The organism is Bradyrhizobium sp. BLXBL-01, from assembly GCF_051853025.1.
Classification (GTDB): Bacteria; Pseudomonadota; Alphaproteobacteria; order Rhizobiales; family Xanthobacteraceae; genus Bradyrhizobium.
The window spans coordinates 2,484,721-2,502,628 of the sequence record NZ_CP182471.1 but is presented as its reverse complement, the minus strand read 5'-3'; the positions used below and the strand labels follow the sequence as shown (position 1 = coordinate 2,502,628).

Here is a 17,908-nt window from a genome sequence, read left to right as displayed (position 1 = left end):
CAAATGAGTAAGCCAGCACTTCATATCACCGCACGGGAAGCGTTTGCTCTTTTCTTGGAGACTGCCTGTACCGAATTTGAGACCCTGCAAGCATTGATATCAGGAGAGCTCCGTCTGATCGGACGGGCGGCGCCAGCTTCGCCCACGGCGGGGCCAACCATCCGCATGGCGCTGGCCAAATCATTCCTTTTCAATGCCAACAGAGCCAACCGGATCTGCATCAAGAATAAATCGCAACTCTCGTTTGGCCGAGAGGAGCGGGAGGAGTTTTTGCGCGCAACGAGGCCACTGTCGGATGTCAGAGACGTTAATGAACACGGCTTTGATGGCGACAAGCGCTCGGAGAAGAACAAGCCGTCGATGCATGAACAAGATGGCGGATTGTTAGATGAGACCGCCCTGGTCATTGCCGGACCCAAGAATATTCTTATGGGTCCTCTAAATCTTCAAGACATCTATATCGCGGTTGCACGGGCGCGCTCCATCGCGGGATTTTCATCTTTGCCGCATGAGCGCCCTTAGCCGATTTTCCAGGTCTCATGGCGACTGACGACAAACTGCTGAAGCATATAGAAGCACTTGCTCAGATCGCTACCAATCTGACTCCGGCATCAGGCCCTGCCGACAAAGGGCTCGTGAGACAGGTCATTAACGAATTAGTTGGCGCACTCGCAGAAGTGCACCGCGAGATCAAACACACGAAAGGGGGCCTGAGCACCATGATCGCGGAAGCAGTGGCAGGTGCCAGCGCTTTGAAGACGGCGATGGATATGGCCAAGGCGTTGAAGGACATCAACGACGCGACCATTCGAAATGTGGCCGTCATCGAACTTCAGGGAAAGATACTGTCCGCGCAAGAAGCACAGTTTGAGCTCGTGAAACGAGTAGAAGAGCTCGAAAAGGAATTGCGACGACAAAGGCGCAGAACACTCGTCTTTCGCGATATGAGCTCAAGGATCTCGGGGGCATCACTTTCGCCTACGCGCTAAAAGCTCGCGAAGCAGCCGGCGAGCCCGACCACCTCGCCTGCCCAACCTGCTTTCAGAAAAATCTCGATCCTGCAGCACAGCCATAAGGAAGCGGCAGGATTGGTACGATTGCTTGAGCTGTGTTGAGCGCGATCTCCCACCGCGCGATAACGATTACTTCTAAGGCCGAGAAACCATTCTCTTGCGACGCTCGCCCTCCGGTTGCTAATACCCCCGGACTACGGACCACGGCTTAGATGATGGAAGGCATCTTCGAGACGAAAACATGTCTGGCAAAGCCGCACTTGCCCGAGCCCGCAAGCGTTCGGGAACTCGAGGGCATACGACGATTAACCGACCTCGCGGGCTGTGTAGGTTCCCCTTTAATGACCAAAAAGAAGGAAACTGCGATCCGCCCTCCGGCGATTTTTGGTATGTTTCGTCCAACCCACAGCCCTACGATAGCTGCCCATCGCATCCGCATGCCTGAGTGCGGCAAGGTCGGGCGGTCTGCTCTCGTCCGCGAAAGGAGCAACGTAGAGCGCATCCTCCGGGCAGTAGAGCTCGCAGAGAAAGCAGGTCTGGCAGTCGCTTTGGCGGGCAATCACCGGAACTCCGTCTGTCTTGTCGAACACGTTGGTCGGGCACACGTTCACGCAGATGTCGCAGGACGTGCAGCGCTCGGCGTCGATGACTTCGATCATTCTGCTGCCTCCGCATAAGAAGTCTCGGCGTGTGGGCGCGTTGAGGTCCAGACCTCGTCGAGGCCGCCTGTCGTCACGTAGTGGCGCTGGCGGTGATCCTGATCGGGGAAATCGTCCCGGCGATGCATGCCGCGGCTTTCCTGACGCGCCAGTGCGCTGCGGTACATCCACCGAGCGGTCGCCAGCATCGCCGCGCTTTCGCGTGCGCGCAACAGCTCGACGGTGTCCGGTGCATCCGCTGCGGATGTCTCATGCCATCTGGCGTCAAGGCGCGCCAGCGCGCCGTCTAGCCGAGACGCTTCCCGGAAATAGTTGATCTCATGCGGGAAGACCTCGTTCTGAACGGCCGCAGTGAGTGCAGCCGGTTCGAACGCGCGCTGCAAACCGCTGCGGAAGCCAACGGTTCCGGCCGACGACAGCCTTCGCCCGCTGACCGTACCGACTTGCCTTGCATGATCGGCGGCGCCCTGCCCCGCCAGCGTTCCCGACGACATCGCCCAGGCCGCGTTGTGGCTGCCGCCGCCAGTGAAACCGCCGCAGATCAGTTCGCGCGTGGCGGCATCGCCCGCCGCATAGAGACCCGCCACGCTGGTGGCGCAGGTGTCGTCGATGATGCGAAGGCCGCCGGTGCCGCGGACGGTGCCTTCCAGCCGCAGGGTCACCGGAAAACGATCGGTGAACGGGTCGACGCCGGTGCGGTCGAACGGCAGGAAAAAGTTCGGCTGCGAGACGCGCATGTGCCGCTGCACGTCTTCGTCGGCCTTGTCGAGCCTGGCATAGACCGGACCCTGCAGCAGCGCGCGGGCGATCGCGGAGCGTCCGCCCTTGGACGCCGCGCCGGGTACCACGCTGCCATCCTCATAGGTGAAACTGGCCCAGCCGTAGAACAGCGTCTTGGTCACCGAGCCGAAGGCCGGCGAGATCGCATAGGGGTTGGAAAATTCCATGCTGCTGAACTCGGCTCCGGCTTCCGCAGCCATCAGGTAGCCGTCGCCGGTCAACACGTTCGATCCGAGTGTCTTGCTCACGAACGCGCAGCCACCCGTCGCGATTACGACCGCTTTGGCGCGCACCGTCCAGCCGTCCCCTTTCTGGCGCTGCAGACCGCTCGCGCCGGCAACCGCGCCGGCGTCATCCACCAGCAGCTCGAGCGCTGGACTGTGATCAAGAATGGTGACGCCGGCCTGCTTGGTCCGCTTACGCATCAGGCGCATATATTCGGGACCTTGCAGCGAGTTGCGCTGCGATTTGCCGTGTTCATCGACGGGATAGGGATAGCCCCAGCCCGCCAGGCGATTGCTCTGCTGATAGGTGAGATCGAGCGTGCGGGCCATCCAACGGCGGTCCTGCAGATACCCGCCGAGCTTTTCGCGGCCGGCCATCGCCACCTCGCGCTGCGCCGGGTCCGGATCGACGTACCAGACGCCGGTCCCAGCGGCCGCCGTCGCACCCGATGTGCCGCAAAATCCCTTGTCCGCGAGCACAACGCGCGCGCCGCGCTCAGCCGCGCTTACCGCTGCCCAAGTGCCCGCCGGGCCGCCTCCGAGTACCAGAACGTCGGCATCATAATCAACGGAGCCGGCCGGCGCGGACCTGCGCTCGGCGCGCTTGATTGGTTTGGTCATGATTGGGTCCCCCTGTTCGAACGATTGCAAGCGATCGCGCGCTTCACGCCGCGACCGGCGCCTTCCAGCGCATGAAACGGCGTTCCAGCGCCTCGAGTACGGCATTGAGCGCCAGGCCGATCACCGTGATGCCTAGAATGCCGAAATACATCTGCGGGATCAGGAAACTGTACTGGCTGTTGATGATGAGATAGCCGAGGCCGGCTTTGGCGCCGACCATTTCGGAGGCGACCAGCACGAGCATCGCCGATGCGCTCGCAAGGCGAATGCCGACAAAGATGGTCGGAAGCGCCGCAGGGAGGATCACCTTCCGAAACAATTGTTGTGGCGTCGCACCCATCGTCCGCGCCGACTTGATCAATAGCGGATCGACTTGCTTCACCCCGGCGATGGTGTTGAGCAGCAGCGGCCACGCGCAGCTATAGATCACCATGGTGATCTTCGACATCTCGCCGATGCCGAGCAGCAAGATGAACACCGGCAGCAGCGCCAGCGGCGCGGTGTTGCGGCAAATCTCGATGAACTGGTTCAGGAGATTGCCGAGCCGTGCATACCATCCAACGGCGAGGCCAAGCGGAACGATCAAGGCGACCGAGATCAGGAATCCGCTCAGGGCGCGCAGCAGACTCGCCGAGACATCGTCATAGAGCTCGCCGGTCTGCGCGAGCTGCCAGCCGGCGGCGATCACCTCGGATAATGGCGGCAGGAACACAGGATCGATCAGGCCAAGCCTCGGGGTCGCTTCCCACACCGACAGCAACAGGATGAGCAGCAGCGACCGGTGTCCGAACGCGGCGAGCCCGCGTATGGCGTTACGAAGCCAGCTGCCGATCCGGGACGGTCCATTCCGCCCACCGGCTAACGATGTCGGACGCCCATGCGCATGCTCCAGCAGTGTCAGCGTTTCCAGGCTAGACATGGGCAACCTCCTTCACCTCGGAATGGATACGAAGCGCACCGACGCCACCGCTCAATTGTCCCTGCTGCGCCTTCTGCACCTCCTCTCGGAGCTGACTCCAGATTTCATGCCGCACCTGGCCGAACTCCGGCAGCGAGCGCACGTCGTCTGCCTCGTTGCGCAGCGCGGCGGGAATGTCGATGACCCGCTTGATCCGGCCCGGGCGCGACGTCATCACCGCCACGCGTTGGCCGAGCACGACGGCCTCATCGATGCCGTGGGTGATGAAGACGATGGTCTTGCCCGTGGCACGCCAGATCCGCAGCAACTCACCTTGCAGCGTCTCGCGCGTCTGCGCGTCGAGCGCGGCGAACGGCTCGTCCATCAGTAACACTTCTGGATCGTAGGCGAGGCTGCGCGCGATCGCGACACGCTGCTTCATGCCGCCGGAGAGCTCGTGCGGATAACGATTGGCAAAGCCAGACAAACCAACCAGATCGAGAAAATGCTGTGCGATCTCGCGCCGCTGCCGAGCCTTGAGCCCGGCGATGTCGAGCCCGAACTCGATATTCTCCGCGGCCGTACGCCAGGGAAACAGCGCGTATTGCTGGAACACGATGCCACGGTCGCGGCCAGGCCCCGTGATCGGACGCCCGTCCAACAGGATGCGGCCGCTGGACGGGGTCGTGAGTCCGCCGAGCAAATCGAGCAGCGTCGATTTCCCGCAGCCGCTCGGGCCGACCAAGGCGAGGAACTCGCCGGCACGAACGTCCAGGGTAATGTTCTCCAGCGCAGTGAAGCGGTCCGGCGGGCGGCCTGCTTCACCTCGCGTGACGAAGTCCTTGCGGACCCGCTCGAAGCTGATCTTGACAGAACTCATTGCGCATCCGCCGTCTTGCCGGGACGGAAATAGTTGAACGCGTTAGTAAAGGTATCAGAGGCCTTGATCTGACCGGGCTTGAACAGGCCGTCCTTCTCCAGCCAATCGATCCACACTTGGATCTCCGCGTCCGAGATCACGCCGCCCTTGCTCGCAACGCCGGTGCTCTTCCAATATTTGATCGAGGAGGCATCCTCGTTGCGCTTTCGATCGGCGATGATCCTGTCGAAGCGTGCGCGCACCTCCTCCGGCGGCGTCGTCTGTGCCCATGCGATCGCCCGCGAGATGCCCTCGACTAGCCTGCGGGATGCGTCGGGATTGTCCTTGATGAATTTGTCCCGCAGCACATAGGAACCGCCGGTGAACTGACCGAACAGGTCGGTGTCATTAAATAGCGAGTGGATGCCGCCGCGATCGAGCGCCTTGTCACGCAGCACGCCGCTGAGCGCGCTGACTTCGACCTGGCCCTGGCGCAGCGCCTGCTCGCCGCTCACGGGCGGGATGGCCACCAGGGTCACCTGCTTAGCCTCGCTCGCGGAGAGGCCGTTGCGGGCGAGATATTCCCGCAGCACGAACTCCAGATGCGCGCCCAGCGTATTGACGGCGACCTTCTTGCCGATCAGGTCGCGCGCGGTCTTGATCGGGCTGTCGTCCTTCACGTAGTAACCGTAATAGGTATTGGCATCCGAGCCGTAGTAGCCGACCACGGCCTTGATCGGCGCGCGCGCCGCGATCAGCTTGAGGATCGCGCCGTAGAAGGCGCCGCCAATGTCGATATCGCCGGTCACGACTGTCTGGATGTCCTGCGGGCCGCTGATTGTGTTGCCAACCCATTTCAGCTTCAGCGGCGCGAGATAGCCGAGGTCGTCGGCGAGCTCGATAAAAGTCACCTGCCCGGCCCAGCCCTGGTAACGGATTTCGGTCTGCTCGAGCGGCGGCTCCGCGAAGGCCGGAGTTACGAGGCCGAGTGCCAAAGCGCCCGCGAGCAGTAGCCCCCGCGTGGCGCGATGCCGCGCGCCAGTAAATCGAAACAGCGTGTTCATTGTGCAAATCCTGCTGCTGAAGCGGAAAATCAGGCGGCCTTCGCCGTCTGCGGTTTCGATGTCTTGACGCGCGTCACGCTGCGGCGGCCGTCGACGCTGAGCGGAACATCGCCATCGATGGTGGCGCGGCGAACGATGCGGTGCTGATCGCCATAGTCGTTGACGGCGTAGTGTTGGGTGGCGCGATTGTCCCAGATCGCGACGTCGCCGCCCTGCCAGCTCCAGCGCACGGTGTTTTCCGGCGCGGTGATGTGAGACTGGAAGAGCTCGAACAGCTTCTGGCCGTCATATTTCGGCAAGCCGACGAAGCGCTGAACGAAGTTGCCGAGCACGAGCGTGCGCTCGCCGGTTTCGGGATGGACCCTCACCACCGGATGTTCGGTTTCGTAGATGGTTCCGGTGAACACCTCATCGAAGTGTTTCCTGTCCGCTTCCGTCGCGCGCGTCTTCGCGGCGTAGTCGTAGGCGTTGCTGTGAACCGCCCAAAGCTCGTCGGCGAGCTTGCGCAGCGGCGCTGGAAGGTCGAGATAGGCCGCCGCCGTGTTCGACCACACGGTGTCGCCGCCATAGGGCGGAATCACCACGCCGCGCAGCACCGAGATTTTGGGGTAGGCGTCGACGAAGGTGACATCCGTGTGCCACTGGTCGGCACGGCCGCCGCCGCGGCCGGAGTCCAGCTCGAGGATCGATGATGTGCCATTGATCGCACCAACCGTCGGGTGGGGCACGAGCTTGCCGAGACGGACAGCGAAGCGCTCCTGCTCGGCATCGTCGAGATGGTCCTGATCACGGAAGAAGATGACCTTGTGCTCGAGCAGCACCTGGTTGATGGCGCGAATGACATCATCGGACAGATCGCCGGACAGTTTGACGTTCCGGATTTCGGCACCGAGTCTGGCCGCGCGCTTGACGATATCGGCGCGCGGAATGGCGTTGTCGATGGTATTTCGATTGCTCATGATCGTGGTTTCCTGTGATTGTCTGGACAAGGCTCCGCCGTGCGCCGGTCGCGCCGGCGGCAGGACGTGATGGATTATCTTGGGTTTGATCGTCGGGGACCGCGTGCCCCTGCGGGTGCTAGACCTTCAGCCGTGCACGGATCCCGGCGGTACAGCTTTCCGCCATAGCGTCGGCACAACACCGCGCGCTCCGAGCCGAGCTCAGCCGGGCTGCTTCGCGAACGACGAGTAGATCGGATTGCCGCATGGTGAACGACCTCGCTTGTACCTTGCAGATCGTAAAAGCGATCGCGATCCAGTCAATGAAACGAAACCAGCTTTGTTTTCCGCAGCGCGCGACGATCGCTTCGTTGGTCGCGCGGAGACGGAAATATTTGCGGTCATGACTGACTATTCGACTATCTTGCGCGCCCGGAGGCAGGCCAAATCGAGCCAATCGGCGGACGAAGCAGACTGAAACACCTCGGTCGTTGCTGCTAACGAACGCACTCGTCTCTGTTCGACGATGCGCTCACGAGCTTCATGCTCGCATCCCCCGCAACAACGCAAATTCATTTCATCGACAGCTTCGCAATGCCCGACATAGAGTCGAGCCACGTCACGAACGCAAGCCGACACCAGAGAACGACAACACATTTTGCGAGCCACGCCATGAGCAAGCGGCAACTTTCCCTCAACTTCTTCATCTATCCGGACGGCCACCATGAGGCGGCCTGGCGTCACAAACTGTCGACAACGAACCGCATTCTCGACGTCACCTATTATCAGGAGCTCGCGCAACGCGCCGAAGCACACAAGTTTGATGCCGTGTTCTTCGCCGATGGTCCCGTGCTGGCTGACAATGTCCGCTATGCACAGCGCTTCCGGCTGGAGCCGATCACGCTGCTCGCCGCGATCGCGTCCGCCACCAGGCGGATCGGCTTGATCGCGACGGCGTCAACGACCTACACGGAGCCGTACAATCTCGCGCGGCTGTTCGCCTCGCTCGATCACGTCAGCGGCGGCCGCGCCGGCTGGAACATCGTGACGACGAGCTCGCCCCAGGCGGCGCAGAATTTCGGCCTGCCCGAGCATCCGCCGCATCACGAGCGCTATGAGCGGGCGCGGGAATATCTCGATGTCATCACGAGGCTGTGGGACAGTTGGGAAGACGACGCGCTGGTCAACGATCCCGTATCGGGCATCTTTGCGGATACGAACAAGATCCACACCATCAATCACATCGGAAAGCACTTTCGCGTGCACGGTCCGCTCAACGTGTCGCGGACGCCGCAAGGACGGCCGGTCTATGTCCAGGCCGGCTCGTCCGAGGACGGGCGCGCCTTTGCCGCACGCTTTGCCGAAGCCATCTTCACTGCGCACCAGACCCTGGCGAGCGCACAGGAGTTTTATGCCGACATCAAGCGTCAGGCGCGCGCGTTCGACCGCAGCCCCGACCAGATCAAGATTCTGCCCGGCATCTCTCCGTTCATCGCCAGCACGCAAGTTGAGGCGGATCGGCTCCAGGAGGAGTTCAACGCCCTGATCCAGCCGGAGTTCTCGCTGACCCAGCTCCGCCAGATGACCGGGCTCGACCTCACCGGCTTCGATCTTGACGGTCCCTTCCCGCGTCATCTGATCGACACCAATGGCTCCCATGGCGTTGCGAGCCGTTTTAGGCTCGTGGTCGACATCGTCGATCGCGAGAAGCCGACGATCCGTCAGCTCGTGCAGCGCCTCGCCGGCGCGCGTGGCCATTGGGTGATCGCAGGCCCGCCGGAAAAGATCGCCGACAACATCCAGACCTGGTTCGAGAACGGCGCCGCCGACGGCTTCAACGTCATGCCACCATGGCTGCCCGGCGGCTTCGACCTGTTCGCGGAGCAGGTCGTGCCCATCCTGCGCCAGCGCGGACTGTTCCGCCATGATTACGCCGGCACCACCCTGCGCGAGCACTACGGTTTGGATCGTCCGGCAAGCTTGTTCACGAACCCTATCCGAGTCACCGCGTGATCGTCCGCCGCGAGATTTCCCAACTAAGCCGGTCCGTTCTGAAGCGCAATCGCTTCGCAACAAGAAGCCTTCCAGGCTCCCACTGGGCTCTCAATTCATCATCGCGATGATCGGACGTTGGCCACGCGGGCAAATTGCGCTGGGCGGGACCTCCAGATTCGCACGCCTTTGCTTCTGAGAGACCTCAGCTGATAGGTGACTGCGGTTCACCGATGCTTGCAAAGTTCTCATTTGTCGGCCGGTTCCGCCTCGACGCAGACTAGCCCCAAAATCAACGCTCTCGAGCGTTTTGGGGAGGATGCGTGCTTCTACAACGCCATCTGGCATCCATGCAGTTTGGGGGCGACAATCCCGGACCAGCGGTGCGCCTGCGTGGCGAATCCTCGACATAGATGAATTTGCTTCTTTCGGTCAGGTCGGCGCCGGCAGGGTCCGTTCACGCCTGCGGCTGGCTAACCGGGCACGCACGTGAGAAGCGCTCCGAAGCCGGCTGTCCCGGGCTCCGGACGCCCAAGAGGAGGAGAAAGGGATGAAGTTCAGGACGTTTCTCGGCGCAGCCGCTGTATTGGCGCTCGCTGGTACAGCGGCGCCAGCCGCCGATAAGGACGCGGCAGACACCGCGGTCGAAGCCGCGAAGAAGTACGCGGGCACGACGATCAGCATCGTCTGGGAGGCCGGCCTCCAATCGCTCGACCCGCTGAACTATTCGGGCCCGCAATGGGAGAAGCTCACCGGCATCAAGGTGAAAGTGGTCGAAGTGCCGACCGACCAGATGTTTACCAAGATCATGCAGGATTTCAGATCGGGCGCCGGCGCTTACGACGCGCTGAACGTCATTCCGTCCTGGATGCCCGATCTTGCGCGCGCTGGCGCGCTCGAGCCGCTCGACAAGTATGTCGACAAGTTCGGCTATCGTGACGAGCTGCAGGACATCGTGGCCGCCTATCGCGACAACCAGATGCAGTATGACGGGAAAATCTACGGCTTCCCGGACGACGGCGACGTGATGTTGCTCTACTACCGCAAGGACATCTTCGAGGATCCGAAGATGAAGGAGGAGTTCAAGGCCAAGTTCGGCTACGAGCTGGCGCCGCCAAAGGACTGGAAGCAGTTCGACGAGATCGGCCAGTTCATCACCGACAAGATGGCGCCCAAGATTTATGGCGCCGGCTTCTTCCGCACGGCGCCATATCCGCAATACATGTTCCAGGAGCGCTTCCGCATGGAGGGAGGCAAGTTCTTCAATGCGGACACCATGAGGACGACGGTCAATGGTGATGTCGGCCTCAAGGTGTTCAAGCAGATGCTGGCGGAGAACAAATTCATGCCGCCAGGCGTGGAGCAGTGGAACTTCGTCGACAATCTTGCCGCGTTCCTCCAGGGCACGACCGCGATGACGATCTCCTGGCCGCCCTATGGTCGCTGGGCCGCGGGCTACGGCTCCGGCGAAGAAGCGTTGAAGTGGGTGCCGAAATCGCAAGTCGCAGGCAAGGTCGGCTACGCGCTCACGCCTCTCGGCCGCCCCGAGCTCGGCGTCGGCTTCGACTTGTCGGTGTCGGCTACCAGCAAGAACAAGGAAGCCGCCTATCTCTTCATCCAATGGCTGAACAGCAAGAAGACCAGCCTCGAGCGCGTCCAGCTTCCCTATACGCTGCGCGATCCCTTCCGCCTGTCGCACTACGCCAGCGAGAAATACCGTGCACTCTGGCCTGACGCCCCCGCCTATCTCGATACGATCAAGACCTCAGGCGAGAAGGGCCTGCTCGATCTGTCCCTGCTGCAACAGGACAAGTATGACGAGGCGATGACCAAGGCGATCTCGAGCCTCTGGGCCGGTGAAGACCCCAAGGCCATTCTCGACCGCATGGCGCAACAGTTCGATGCCATCACCGAGAAGGTCGGCATCGAGAACCAGAAGACCGTCTACAAGGTCTGGGCGGCCAAGCCCGGCGCCTATCCGCAATAGCTGCCCTGGACAACGCACGGGAGGCAGCGCCCTCCCGTGCGGTGCCGCTTCCTGGACGGATGATGACGCTTTCCGCAAGCCTCAACAGTGCCGAACAACGTCGCCCCAGCCGCTTCGGGCGCATGCTCGAGGACCGCCTGCCCTATCTCATCATCGCGCCGGCCATTCTGATCCTTCTACTGGTCGGCTTGTTCCCCCTGATCTACTCGCTCATCGTGAGCTTCCAGCGCATCACGATGACCGAGAACGACATGTCCTTCGTTGGCCTCTTGAACTATGCCGAGCTGTTCAGGGATGCTCGCCTCTGGGCCTCGCTTGGCCACACTGCCATCATCACCGCGGTCGCCCTCCCCCTCGAGTTGTTGATCGGTTTCCTGATGGCGCAGCTTTTCATCGATCGCATGCCGGGACGCCAGCTCTTCGTCGCGCTGCTGGTGCTTCCGACCGTGATCTCTCCGATTGTTGCGGGAGCGACCTGGCGCCTGATGTTCGACGTCCGCTTCGGTCCGATCGGTCAGATTCTGAGCTTCTTCGCCGGAGAGCCGGTACGGATTCTGTGGACGGTCAATCCCGCCTACGTCTATCCGGCAATCATCATCTGCGAAGTCTGGCAATGGTCCCCGTTCATGTTCCTGCTGCTGCTTGCGGCGCTGTCGAATGTCGATCAGTCGCAGCTCGAGGCTGCGGAGATCGACGGCGCGTCGTACTTCCGCGTCTTTCGCGCGATCGTTCTGCCGGCGATCGCCCCCGTTGTCGCCGTGGCCTGCCTGATCCGAGGCCTGGACCTCGTCCGCATCTTCGACATCATCTGGGCTCTTACCGAAGGCGGCCCGGGCTCGATGACCGAGACCGTCTCGCTCTACACCTATGTGCAGGGCTTCTCGCAATTTGAGACCAGCTATACGGCCGCGATCTCCTTCCTGGTGATTGCGCTGCTGACGGTCATCACCATGGCGATCCTCAAACGCATGGAGCTTGCGCGATGAGGATCGGCAAAGTTCCGGCGAGAAAGGCGCGAATCCTGGCGGTTCGCTATCTCGGCGCCGGCGTCATAACCCTGCTATTCCTGTTTCCGGTCTACTGGCTGTTCATGATTTCGTTCAAGACACCGGACGAGATCTACCATGTGCCTCCTTTGTGGATCCCCGGACAGATCCAGTTCTCGAACTACTACGTCCTGTTCAAAGATGGTGACGTCGTTGCCATCCTGAACAGCCTGATCGTCGCCGGCATCAGTTCCGGCGTTGCGATCGTTCTTGGGACGCTCTGCGCCTACAGCCTCGCCCGGTTCGGCACCGGCGGCGAGAACCTCGCGATGTGGATCATCTCCCAGCGCATGATCCCACCGATCGCGGTCGTCTTTCCGATCTTCCTGATCTACGTCTATTTCGGCCTGGTGGACGGCTACTTCGGGCTGATCCTGCTCTACACGGCGTTCAATCTCCCCTACGTCATCTGGATGATGCGCGGCTACATCGTCGACGTTCCGCTGGAGCTCGAGGAAAGCGCGCTCGTCGATGGCTTGAACCGATGGGATGTGATCTGGAAAGTCGTTTTCCCAATGGTGCGCCCGGGGCTCATGGCGACGTCGGTTTTCACCTTCGTCTTCGCCTGGAATGACTTTCTGTTCGCACTCGTGCTCACGCGCACGGAGGTCATCACGTTTCCAGTCATGCTGACACACTATTTCGGCGGACAATCGAATTTCTGGGCAAAGATCGCGGCAATGTCCGTGCTCGGTACATTGCCTATCTTCGTCGCAGTTTCGGTGATGCAGCGCTATCTGGTGCGCGGCATCTCGCTCGGCGCAGTCAAGGGTTAGGGAGAGCGGAGTGGCTGACGTCAAGCTGTCCGGGGTACACAAATATTACGGCAATGTGCATGCGGTTCGAGGAGTCGATCTCGCCATCGCCGATGGAGAATTCGCAGTCCTGGTAGGACCATCGGGCTGTGGCAAGAGCACGCTGTTGCGCACCATCGCCGGCCTCGAGGACCCGGATGGCGGCACGATCACGATCGGCGGCGCCGTGGTCAACGATCTGCGCCCGCGCGAGCGCAATATCGCGATGGTGTTTCAGAACTATGCGCTCTATCCCTATCTGACGGTCAACGAGAACATCGCCTTCGGCCTGCGCGCCCGCAAGACTCCCGAGATCGAGGTCAGGAAACGGGTCACTGAGGCCGCAGAGATGCTCGGCATCGGCAATCTCCTGCAGCGCTATCCCCGGCAGCTCTCCGGCGGACAGCGTCAGCGGGTCGCGATCGGCCGTGCCATCGTTCGCAAGGCGGACCTATTCCTGTTCGACGAGCCGCTGTCGAATCTCGACGCCCAGCTGCGCGACGAGATGCGGACCGAGATCAAGCGCCTGCATCACGAGATCACAACAACGATGATCTACGTGACCCACGACCAGGTGGAGGCGATGACGCTCGCCGACCGTATCGTGCTGCTGCGCGACGGAAAGATCGAGCAGCAGGGAGCTCCGCTCGAGCTGTTCGAGCAGCCCCGTACGGGATTTGTGGCTGGCTTCCTCGGCTCCCCGTCGATCAACCTCATCCCAGCGACCCTCAAGACGAACGGCCCCGGTGCGGCCGTCGTGTTTCAGTCCGGCAGTGCGTTGCCGCTGCCGAACGCAAAGGCCAAGTCACTGAGCAGCGCGGATGGCCAACAGGTTCTCGTCGGCATTCGACCGCAGCATTTCAGCCGTGCCGGCGGCGGACCTCTCCGCGACGGAGTGGTCCCTTACCCGACCGTCGCCGATCTCATTCAGCCGACGGGGACCCGCACCCTCACCACCATCAAGATCGGCGGAGTGGATGCGGTTGCCGAGCTGCAGGCTCATGACGTCAGCAGCCATGGCGAGCGGATCGACCTCGCCATCGACCTCAATCGCGTGGTGCTGATCGATCCGGCCAATGGTCTGGTCATCGCATAGCGAGCGGGCAGCAATCCGGGAAACAGGAGGAGAAAATGTCGTCGAGACTCTTTGCAGCGGGAATCGGAGCGCCCGAGGGCCCGGTGTGCCTGCCGGACGGCTCGATGTATGTCACGGAGATGTCGGCGTCGACCCTCTGTGTCACGCGGCTCGATCCTCGCGGCAACCGCCGCGTGATCCAGACGACCGGCGGCCGGCCGAACGGACTGACAACCGATGGCCACGGCAGGATCTGGATCGCGGAAGCCGGGCTCCGGGCGCTGATCTGCCTCGACGAACGCGGAAATGAGATTCGGCGCATGCAGGGCGAAGGCGCGGACCGCTTCCTGTTTCCGAACGACCTCTGCTTCGGTCCGAACGGACTGCTCTACATGACCGATTCCGGCATGGCCGCGGAGGATTTCATCAACGGCCAGGCCTTCGTGGATGCCTACATGGATCTCGATTGGGACGGCCGTGTGTATGAGATCGATCCGGCAGCCATGAAGGTGCTCCGTGTACTCGATCGCAAGATCCGCTTCACCAACGGCATCGCCTTCGGTCCCGACAATCACCTCTATGCCAATGCGTCTTTTACGGGCGAGATCTACCGATACGATACGATGTGCTCGGTGAAGCCGCGCCGAAACGAGTCCTCTTCGGCAACGTCCTTCAACCTGATTCAAATCCGGATTTCAAAGGGCCGGACGGAATGGCCTTCGGCACGGACGGTCGGCTTTATTGCACGGTCTACAACCAGAAGAACGTCACGGTGCTGGACCAGCGGGGTGAGGTCGCCGATCGCCTGATCCTAGATGGCCCCCAGCCGACCAATTGCGCCTTTGCGCTCGAAGGCAAGAAGCTGCGCGTCACCGAAGTCGGCAAGGGGCAGGTCGAGGAGATCGATATGCCCTGCGAAGGTCTGCCGCTGCATCTGCCGAAATTCGCCTGACGAGGTGCCTCGCGGTTTTGTCCCGCGAGGTCCCTCTCCTAGGCGTCAAAGGAAGCCGATGGAGAGCCAGGGCACCGCGGCGACGATGAGTGTGCCGATCAGGAGCGCGATCATGTAGCCCACGATCGGCTTCATGCCCTCGTCCGGGTTGATGCGGCTGATGGCGCAGGCGGCATAATAGCCGACCCCGAACGGCGGCGCGAACAGGCCGATGCCCATGGCGAGAACGACCACCATTGCGTAATGGACGTCGTGCACCCCGACTTGCCGCGCGATGGGGAATAGCAGCGGCCCGAACAGGACGATAGCGGGAATCCCTTCCAGCACGCTGCCCAGGATGACGAAGGTCACGATCGTCACTGCCAGGAAGACAGGAACGCCGCCGGGAAGGCTGGTCATGAACTTTGCGAGAGAGGCGGAAAATCCTGACTGGGTCAGCGCCCAGGCCATCCCTGTCGCCGCCCCGATGATGAGCAGGATCGCCCCGGACAGCGAGGCCGTCTCGACCAGCATCGGATAGATGCGGCGCCAGTCGAACTGGCGGTAGATGAAGAGACCCGCACAGGCCGAGTAGAGGATGCCGATGGTCGAGACCTCCGTTGCCGTGGCCACGCCCTCGACGACGGCCGTCCGGATGACGAAGGGCAGCGCGATGGCGGGAATCGCGATCACAAAAGCACGGCCGATCTCCCCTCGGCTCGCCCGCTTGACGTGAGACAGGTCCTCGCGGCGGTATCGCCACCACACCACGGCCGCGAGCATGACGGCAAGCACCACGCCCGGAAGCAAGCCGCCGGTGAACAGGGCCGAGATCGAAACACCGGTGACCGAACCGATCGTGATTAGAACCAGTGACGGCGGGATCGTCTCGGTCTGCGCGCCGGTTGCCGCGAGAAGCGCAACCAGATCGCCTGGCTTGGCTCCCCGCTGCCGCATCTCGGGAAACAACACCGGAGCCACCGCAGCCATATCAGCCGCCTTGGAGCCGGAGATGCCTGAGACCAGGTACATCGCTCCGACCAGCACGTAATGCAGCCCGCCGCGCACGTGGCCCAAAAGGCTTGCCAGGAAGCCGACCATCGCGCGGGCCATGCCGGTCATCTCGATCAGAAGGCCGAGAAAGACAAAGAGCGGCACGGCGAGCAGGATCAGGTGGCTTATGCCCTCGTCCATCCGTCCGATCATCACCACGTCGGGCGTGCTGGTTGTCAGGGCAAGATAGCCGACGGTCGCGAGGCCGAATGCGAACGCGATCGGCACGGCTGCAAAGACCATCGCGCCGACGACGAAGACGAAGAAGATCAAAAGATTCAGATTGCCGAGCGGCTTCAAGACCGGCGCCAGCAAAACGAAGGTCACGATGATTCCTGCGACGATCGCCAGTGACGCCAGCAGGCTGCGCAAGCTCGCGATGCGGATGAGCCTGAGGACCGCCGCGATCAGCATCAATCCGATCCCGATCGGCAGTGCGGCCGCACGCCAGCTGTTGACGATCTCGAGCGCCGGCGTCGTGACGAAAGCCTCATCGGCCGCGAATTCATACGCCGGCCAAACGACGAGCACGAGGAATGCCAGCGATGCCGCGGCTGCTACCACATCCAGGAACGCGCGAACCTCCGCACTAAGGACGCCGACGATGGCCGTCATCCGCATATGCTCGCCGCGCTGGAACGCGATCACGGATCCCAGCATGGCGAGCCAGAGAAAGAGAATGCCGGCGAGCTCGTCGGACCAGACTATCGGCGAGCGGAACACATATCGACTCACGATGCCTGCGGACAGCACAGCGATCTCCGCCAGCACGAGCAGTGCTGCCGGGACCGCGACGGCGTGACCGAGCACCATATTTGCTTTCACCACCCATCGGCGCGAATTCGCTTGAGGTGTGCCGGCCGCCATACCGGCATCGATATGCGGCGTATGGCTCATGCTGGTCATGACAGCTGACCCGCGGCTTTTTCGAGCTGCGACCATGCCTCCTCGCCAAACTTGCCCTTCCAGTCGGCGTAGAAGCTGGTCTTGGACAGGGCCTGACGGAAGGCGGCGCGATCGACGTCGATGAACTTGAGGCCCTTCGCGGAGAGGTCGGTGCGCAGCGACTGACTGAGCTTTGCGATATCAGCGCGCTGATCGACGGCAGAGCGGTCGAGCTCGCGCGTCACGATCTCCTGCACGTCCTTCGGCAGGCGCTCGAAGGCGCGCTTGTTGCCCAGGATCCAGTAGCCGTCCCAGACGTGCCCGGTCAGGCTGCAGGCGCTCTGCACTTCGTAGAGGCGCGCGGTCGCAATAATCGGCAACGGATTCTCCTGGCCGTCGACGACCTTGGTCTGCAATGCGGAGTAGACCTCGTTGAAGTTGATCGGCGTCGGACCGGCGCCGAGCGCCTTGAACAGCGAGGTGAGCAGCGGCGCGGGCGGAACGCGGATCTGGAAATTCTTCAGATCATCCGGCGTCCGGACCTCGCGGCCGGATGAAGTCACCTGGCGAAAGCCGTTGTCCCACGCCTTCGACACCGCCATGATCGGCGTCTTGGCAATCTGGGCCCGGATATAGGTGCCGAGGTCGCCGTCCATCGCCTTCCATACGCTGTCGTAGTCAGCAAACGCGAAGCCCGTGTTCACGATGCCGGCGCTGGGAACCAGGGTGGCAAGGATCGAGGACGATTGGTTGAAGAACTCGACGCCGCCGCTGCGAACCTGGGTCATGAGCTCGGTGTCGGAGCCGAGCTGGTTGGCGGGAAACAGCCTGATCTCGAGCCGGCCGCTGGTCGCTTCTCGGATGCGGTCGATCGCCTCCTGCGCCCGGATATTCACCGGATGCGTCGGATCCTGCCCCGTCGCGAACTTGTAGACGAACTCGGCGGCAGATGCGGGGCGGGTCAGAATCCCGCAGAGAGGTACGGCCGTGGCCGCCATCAATAACGAACGGCGACTGATGCTTCCGGGCTTCAAGATGGTCATGTTTCCTCCTGATCCTGCATTGACCTTGGTGTCGACTCCATCAGCC

General features: G+C 62.1%; 17 protein-coding genes. 9 read left to right on the top strand and 8 right to left on the bottom strand.

Features of this window, described 5'->3' with window-relative positions; genetic code table 11:
- The first annotated feature begins 3 nt into the window (after positions 1–3).
- Entirely contained in the window at positions 4–522 is a 519-nt protein-coding gene (locus ACNJYA_RS11255; RefSeq protein WP_439402902.1) for a hypothetical protein, read from the top strand.
- A gap of 17 nt (positions 523–539) precedes the next feature.
- Positions 540–989 carry a hypothetical protein gene (locus tag ACNJYA_RS11250; RefSeq protein WP_439402901.1) on the top strand — a complete coding sequence of 150 codons (450 nt, stop codon included), beginning with the start codon at positions 540–542 and terminating at the stop codon, positions 987–989.
- A 362-nt stretch (positions 990–1,351) separates the two neighbouring features.
- Here ACNJYA_RS11250 and ACNJYA_RS11245 read toward each other — a convergent pair whose 3' ends face one another.
- The 6 genes from ACNJYA_RS11245 to ACNJYA_RS11220 are packed head-to-tail and all read right to left on the bottom strand — an operon-like array spanning position 1,352 to position 7,077.
- Positions 1,352–1,672: a 4Fe-4S binding protein gene (locus tag ACNJYA_RS11245; RefSeq protein ID WP_439402900.1), complete on the bottom strand. Its 321-nt coding sequence runs from the start codon at positions 1,670–1,672 to the stop codon at positions 1,352–1,354.
- On the bottom strand, positions 1,669–3,297 hold the full coding sequence (locus ACNJYA_RS11240) for an FAD-dependent oxidoreductase (protein WP_439403431.1): 1,629 nt from the start codon (positions 3,295–3,297) through the stop codon (positions 1,669–1,671). The genes ACNJYA_RS11245 and ACNJYA_RS11240 overlap by 4 nt, the downstream gene beginning before the upstream one ends.
- Positions 3,298–3,340: 43 nt before the next feature.
- Positions 3,341–4,216, bottom strand: coding sequence for an ABC transporter permease (locus ACNJYA_RS11235; RefSeq protein WP_439402899.1), 876 nt, complete (start codon positions 4,214–4,216; stop codon positions 3,341–3,343).
- Positions 4,209–5,075: an ABC transporter ATP-binding protein gene (locus tag ACNJYA_RS11230; protein ID WP_439402898.1), complete on the bottom strand. Its 867-nt coding sequence runs from the start codon at positions 5,073–5,075 to the stop codon at positions 4,209–4,211. Before ACNJYA_RS11230 ends, ACNJYA_RS11235 begins: the two co-directional genes overlap by 8 nt.
- Positions 5,072–6,118: an ABC transporter substrate-binding protein gene (locus ACNJYA_RS11225; protein WP_439402897.1), complete on the bottom strand. Its 1,047-nt coding sequence runs from the start codon at positions 6,116–6,118 to the stop codon at positions 5,072–5,074. The genes ACNJYA_RS11230 and ACNJYA_RS11225 overlap by 4 nt, the downstream gene beginning before the upstream one ends.
- A 29-nt stretch (positions 6,119–6,147) precedes the next feature.
- A complete protein-coding gene (locus ACNJYA_RS11220) occupies positions 6,148–7,077 on the bottom strand; it encodes a TauD/TfdA dioxygenase family protein (protein WP_439402896.1) in 930 nt (309 codons plus the stop codon).
- A gap of 651 nt (positions 7,078–7,728) precedes the next feature.
- On the opposite strand from ACNJYA_RS11220, the gene ACNJYA_RS11215 reads away from it, so the two are divergent.
- From ACNJYA_RS11215 to ACNJYA_RS11185, 7 genes are all read left to right on the top strand, one after another.
- Positions 7,729–9,069 carry an LLM class flavin-dependent oxidoreductase gene (locus tag ACNJYA_RS11215; protein WP_439402895.1) on the top strand — a complete coding sequence of 447 codons (1,341 nt, stop codon included), beginning with the start codon at positions 7,729–7,731 and terminating at the stop codon, positions 9,067–9,069.
- A gap of 529 nt (positions 9,070–9,598) precedes the next feature.
- Entirely contained in the window at positions 9,599–11,035 is a 1,437-nt protein-coding gene (locus tag ACNJYA_RS11210) for an ABC transporter substrate-binding protein (RefSeq protein ID WP_439402894.1), read from the top strand.
- A 62-nt stretch (positions 11,036–11,097) separates the two neighbouring features.
- Positions 11,098–12,021, top strand: coding sequence for a carbohydrate ABC transporter permease (locus tag ACNJYA_RS11205; protein WP_439402893.1), 924 nt, complete (start codon positions 11,098–11,100; stop codon positions 12,019–12,021).
- Positions 12,018–12,857: a carbohydrate ABC transporter permease gene (locus tag ACNJYA_RS11200; RefSeq protein ID WP_439402892.1), complete on the top strand. Its 840-nt coding sequence runs from the start codon at positions 12,018–12,020 to the stop codon at positions 12,855–12,857. Before ACNJYA_RS11205 ends, ACNJYA_RS11200 begins: the two co-directional genes overlap by 4 nt.
- Positions 12,858–12,867: 10 nt before the next feature.
- Positions 12,868–13,971, top strand: a complete 1,104-nt coding sequence (locus ACNJYA_RS11195; protein WP_439402891.1) for an ABC transporter ATP-binding protein — start codon at positions 12,868–12,870, stop codon at positions 13,969–13,971.
- A gap of 35 nt (positions 13,972–14,006) precedes the next feature.
- Positions 14,007–14,759 carry an SMP-30/gluconolactonase/LRE family protein gene (locus tag ACNJYA_RS11190; RefSeq protein ID WP_439402890.1) on the top strand — a complete coding sequence of 251 codons (753 nt, stop codon included), beginning with the start codon at positions 14,007–14,009 and terminating at the stop codon, positions 14,757–14,759.
- Positions 14,663–14,902 (top strand): hypothetical protein, encoded by a 240-nt coding sequence (locus tag ACNJYA_RS11185; RefSeq protein ID WP_439402889.1) that lies wholly within the window; start codon positions 14,663–14,665, stop codon positions 14,900–14,902. Before ACNJYA_RS11190 ends, ACNJYA_RS11185 begins: the two co-directional genes overlap by 97 nt.
- Before the next feature lie 45 nt (positions 14,903–14,947).
- Here ACNJYA_RS11185 and ACNJYA_RS11180 read toward each other — a convergent pair whose 3' ends face one another.
- Together ACNJYA_RS11180 and ACNJYA_RS11175 are read right to left on the bottom strand one after the other, a co-directional pair.
- Positions 14,948–16,840 carry a TRAP transporter large permease gene (locus ACNJYA_RS11180; protein ID WP_439402888.1) on the bottom strand — a complete coding sequence of 631 codons (1,893 nt, stop codon included), beginning with the start codon at positions 16,838–16,840 and terminating at the stop codon, positions 14,948–14,950.
- Positions 16,837–17,862, bottom strand: coding sequence for a TRAP transporter substrate-binding protein (locus tag ACNJYA_RS11175; protein WP_439402887.1), 1,026 nt, complete (start codon positions 17,860–17,862; stop codon positions 16,837–16,839). The genes ACNJYA_RS11180 and ACNJYA_RS11175 overlap by 4 nt, the downstream gene beginning before the upstream one ends.
- Between the last annotated feature and the right edge of the window lie 46 nt (positions 17,863–17,908).

Bases quoted from the DNA above. Each gene is read 5' to 3' on its own strand.
- ACNJYA_RS11255 (WP_439402902.1), top strand. From the start codon at position 4: ATGAGTAAGCCAGCACTTCATATCACCGCACGGGAAGCGTTTGCTCTT.
- ACNJYA_RS11250 (WP_439402901.1), top strand. From the start codon at position 540: ATGGCGACTGACGACAAACTGCTGAAGCATATAGAAGCACTTGCTCAG.
- ACNJYA_RS11245 (WP_439402900.1), bottom strand. From the start codon at position 1,672: ATGATCGAAGTCATCGACGCCGAGCGCTGCACGTCCTGCGACATCTGC.
- ACNJYA_RS11240 (WP_439403431.1), bottom strand. From the start codon at position 3,297: ATGACCAAACCAATCAAGCGCGCCGAGCGCAGGTCCGCGCCGGCCGGC.
- ACNJYA_RS11235 (WP_439402899.1), bottom strand. From the start codon at position 4,216: ATGTCTAGCCTGGAAACGCTGACACTGCTGGAGCATGCGCATGGGCGT.
- ACNJYA_RS11230 (WP_439402898.1), bottom strand. From the start codon at position 5,075: ATGAGTTCTGTCAAGATCAGCTTCGAGCGGGTCCGCAAGGACTTCGTC.
- ACNJYA_RS11225 (WP_439402897.1), bottom strand. From the start codon at position 6,118: ATGAACACGCTGTTTCGATTTACTGGCGCGCGGCATCGCGCCACGCGG.
- ACNJYA_RS11220 (WP_439402896.1), bottom strand. From the start codon at position 7,077: ATGAGCAATCGAAATACCATCGACAACGCCATTCCGCGCGCCGATATC.
- ACNJYA_RS11215 (WP_439402895.1), top strand. From the start codon at position 7,729: ATGAGCAAGCGGCAACTTTCCCTCAACTTCTTCATCTATCCGGACGGC.
- ACNJYA_RS11210 (WP_439402894.1), top strand. From the start codon at position 9,599: ATGAAGTTCAGGACGTTTCTCGGCGCAGCCGCTGTATTGGCGCTCGCT.
- ACNJYA_RS11205 (WP_439402893.1), top strand. From the start codon at position 11,098: ATGACGCTTTCCGCAAGCCTCAACAGTGCCGAACAACGTCGCCCCAGC.
- ACNJYA_RS11200 (WP_439402892.1), top strand. From the start codon at position 12,018: ATGAGGATCGGCAAAGTTCCGGCGAGAAAGGCGCGAATCCTGGCGGTT.
- ACNJYA_RS11190 (WP_439402890.1), top strand. From the start codon at position 14,007: ATGTCGTCGAGACTCTTTGCAGCGGGAATCGGAGCGCCCGAGGGCCCG.
- ACNJYA_RS11185 (WP_439402889.1), top strand. From the start codon at position 14,663: ATGGCCTTCGGCACGGACGGTCGGCTTTATTGCACGGTCTACAACCAG.
- ACNJYA_RS11180 (WP_439402888.1), bottom strand. From the start codon at position 16,840: ATGACCAGCATGAGCCATACGCCGCATATCGATGCCGGTATGGCGGCC.
- ACNJYA_RS11175 (WP_439402887.1), bottom strand. From the start codon at position 17,862: ATGACCATCTTGAAGCCCGGAAGCATCAGTCGCCGTTCGTTATTGATG.